This window comes from Lactococcus sp. dk101, from assembly GCF_009601055.1.
GTDB lineage: Bacteria > Bacillota > Bacilli > Lactobacillales > Streptococcaceae > Lactococcus.
Window position 1 is genome coordinate 1 of record NZ_WITI01000031.1, and the last position, 3,001, is coordinate 3,001.

Consider the following 3,001-nt stretch of genomic DNA (forward strand, 5'->3'; position numbering starts at 1 on the left):
TTGTACACTTCAAAATTATTCTTTGATACGCTAGCAATTAAAAAAAAGCAAGCTCACGCTTGCCGATACTTTGGGAGCTGCTTTACAATGACATGCCTCCTCCTCCGTAAGACCTTCTTTTTTCTTTAGCTATTAAGCTCTCTAGTTCTTTTTTACTTGCTTCATCAATAAGTTTTGGAATTAGTTCAGAAAAAGGCTTGTCAATCTTACGTCCATCTGAAAATTCTCCTATTTGACCACCATTTTTAATCATTGTATCTCTCCAAGAGTCATGTATACCAAGGGATATAGCCACATCCGCAAGATGTTCATTGCTCTTTTTAATTTCATGTTGCTGTATCCCATATTTATAATCAAATTTCCGTTCTTTCTCAGATAGCGTATCTATTTTAGACTCTAACCACTGCTCTCTCAGTGTCAGCTGTATTTCTTTTTTTTCTAGATTTGACTCCTTAGAACGTAATTCAAGCCATTTAGACGCTATATATTCTTGTATTTGATAAGCTTTTGCCTTTATCAGTTTCATAACATCTTGAAAAGCTATTGCAAATTTACGTGGGAAATCTCTATCCACACGAGCATATTCGTCTATCGCTCTAACTCTTTCGGTACATTCTAAACCTTCGTACAAATATTGGTCATCAAATTCAAAACCTTTGAGTTCCATTGCTGTTTCGTCCCAATCATCTTCCCAATCCTTATAAAGTACCTCTGTAAGCTCTTGCTTTACGTTCTCAGCCCCTTTAAGACTTTCCTCGATAATTTCCTTTGCTTTTTCTTCTCCGTCCTCCTGAGCCTTTTTAACCTCATTCTTGTAGTTCTCAGGGTGCAAATGTTTCTTTTCTGACTTTTCTATTCCTCTTTCAATATCAAAACCTTTATTTTGAAAAACTTTTGGCAATTCATCTTGGATCATACGCAAACAATTACGGTCAAAGATTGTCTTTGATGTTAGACGTCCGTCTTTCATTGGCACAATCCCCATGTGCATGTGCGGTGTCTTTTCGTCCATGTGGACTGTCGCAAATCTAATGTTTTCACGTCCAAATTTTTCAGAGAAAAAATCAACGGCAGTCTGAAAATATTCTCTTGTTCTTTCTTCGGAAAGATTATTAAAAAATTCTTGACTTGAACCAATCAACCAGTCTTGCATCACTACAGCATCTTTTCTTACCGCACGTGTACTTGCTTTATTTTCGTCGATATAATCTAGGAATTCTTTCTTAAATGACACTGTGTCACTATGCCCAACTAAATCATAATTCAGATAAGTTTTTGAATTATCAATATCTTGATTTTCATGTTTATCTGTTTTTCTATCAACATGAATTTGATAACCTCCCAAACTTCCTGATTTTCTTTTTTCAGTTCGAGCAACCATGTAAGCCATAAAAACACCTCCTAATTTTTTTAAATCTTAGCATGATTATAGCATTAAATCGGAGCAACTTCCATGTAAAGTATAACTTACTAGACTTTACTTCGTAAAGGTAAGCTCTGTCTGAGGACTCCTGCGGAGAGCTTAGGCAAATGAATTTGCCTAAATGGGACTTCCGTCCCAAACCCTGAGCAAGCAAAAAAAGACAGATCACCTGTCTTTTCTTGTTCTTGTTTTTCTTCGAAAAAGCTCCGCCGGCAATTTCATTGAGAGCATTTCATGCAGAGGCTTTGCCATGCTTGTCAGCAAGACTGCCTACTCGGCAAGAGCAAGCGTAGCACGCTTGACCGCCTATTCTCGTTCAGCTAAATATATTGCTACTTCTTCAATACGTGCTGATTTAGCTGGGAGTCCGTAACTAAGCCTTTTATTTTCTTGATACCAATCTTCAAAATCTTCACCTAATATTCTTAGTACATTAGTCTGAAAATTTCTATCCAATTTAACAAAATCAGTACTATTAACTTGCGAAATTAACTCACTTAACTGGTTGAAACTATTTTCAATCTTTTCACGATTTAATTCACTTAAAAAATTTTCAGTATTATTTTGAACTGATACGTGAAACACTGGAATTTCTAAGAGCTTGCAAATATCGTACTGTTCTTGTTCAGTGTATATTTTAGTATCTTCGGAAATAATACCGAAATTAATACCATGTTTTTGTTCTTGATATCGTATCTTGTCCGCTAGTTTTTTCACATCCATTTTGAGGTAATCAGCGAACTCTTTTCTTGTTCTATCTGTCATTTTATCTCTCCAGTTTCAGTATCTATCATTCTAGGCTTATGACGATTTGAACGTAAGTAAGCAGTTAAAAATATTGTTTGACTTCTAACTGTTGGGAACCAATCTTCAAATTTTTCTGATACAGCATAATCAACTAAGTTCGCATATTCAGAACAGCCAGTTTCTTGAATCCAAGAAACAACTTCTTGCAATATCGAATCAGTATCAACACCAACATCTGATAGATATTGACGATATTTAAAACCATTATGAGCAACAACTTCACTTTTACTGTATTGATATTTTTCAGGATTGTTCCTATGCCACAAATATTGCACAGCCCCTTGTAGACTTGCGACTTTTTCAGGCTTAGGAGAATTCAGCATTTCGGAAATTTGAAGCATTTGATTATAACTTTTTTTATTTCCAAATGAAATTATAATATGCCAATGTGCCTTTTTAATTTCTTTTGTTGTTTCGTTTATATCTTTGTCATGCAATGGACTTTCAATCCATTTCTCGCCAGTTTCATCTAGCAGAGTTCGCCAATTTTGAGGAGCAGACTCAGGATAAACAATCCAACTCCAATTTCTGTAACGTTCAATTTTCTCTTTTTCGTTTGCCATATGTTATAATTTACCTAACGTTCAAGAGCGAGTCCGACCAAAGACCTCGCTTTTTTCTTTACAATTATTTAGTATCAGTAATCAAAATAGAAATCATCGCTGACTTAGAGACACCTTTTTCTTTTGCCAATTTTTCTAATTTTTCTAGTACATCATCAGAAAGTGTAATTTGTATCTTTTTTCCTGCCATAATTTTCTCCATTTTTTG

4 protein-coding genes are annotated in these 3,001 nt (G+C 35.0%); all 4 read right to left on the reverse strand.

Annotated elements, in window-relative coordinates; all coding sequences use genetic code 11:
- Positions 1-82 precede the first annotated feature (82 nt).
- The 4 genes from mobV to GHI45_RS11185 all read right to left on the reverse strand — a co-directional run bounded on the left by mobV (position 83) and on the right by GHI45_RS11185 (position 2,995).
- Positions 83-1,390: a MobV family relaxase gene (mobV, locus tag GHI45_RS11170; protein ID WP_147780914.1), complete on the reverse strand. Its 1,308-nt coding sequence runs from the start codon at positions 1,388-1,390 to the stop codon at positions 83-85.
- A 339-nt stretch (positions 1,391-1,729) separates the two neighbouring features.
- Positions 1,730-2,188, reverse strand: a complete 459-nt coding sequence (locus GHI45_RS11175) for a hypothetical protein (RefSeq protein ID WP_147780915.1) — start codon at positions 2,186-2,188, stop codon at positions 1,730-1,732.
- Positions 2,185-2,793 (reverse strand): replication protein, encoded by a 609-nt coding sequence (locus GHI45_RS11180; protein ID WP_147780916.1) that lies wholly within the window; start codon positions 2,791-2,793, stop codon positions 2,185-2,187. Before GHI45_RS11180 ends, GHI45_RS11175 begins: the two co-directional genes overlap by 4 nt.
- A gap of 64 nt (positions 2,794-2,857) precedes the next feature.
- A complete protein-coding gene (locus GHI45_RS11185) occupies positions 2,858-2,995 on the reverse strand; it encodes a ribbon-helix-helix protein, CopG family (protein ID WP_370452803.1) in 138 nt (45 codons plus the stop codon).
- Positions 2,996-3,001: the final 6 nt, after the last annotated feature.

Bases quoted from the DNA above. Each gene is read 5' to 3' on its own strand.
- mobV (WP_147780914.1), bottom strand. From the start codon at position 1,390: ATGGCTTACATGGTTGCTCGAACTGAAAAAAGAAAATCAGGAAGTTTG.
- GHI45_RS11175 (WP_147780915.1), bottom strand. From the start codon at position 2,188: ATGACAGATAGAACAAGAAAAGAGTTCGCTGATTACCTCAAAATGGAT.
- GHI45_RS11180 (WP_147780916.1), bottom strand. From the start codon at position 2,793: ATGGCAAACGAAAAAGAGAAAATTGAACGTTACAGAAATTGGAGTTGG.
- GHI45_RS11185 (WP_370452803.1), bottom strand. From the start codon at position 2,995: ATGGAGAAAATTATGGCAGGAAAAAAGATACAAATTACACTTTCTGAT.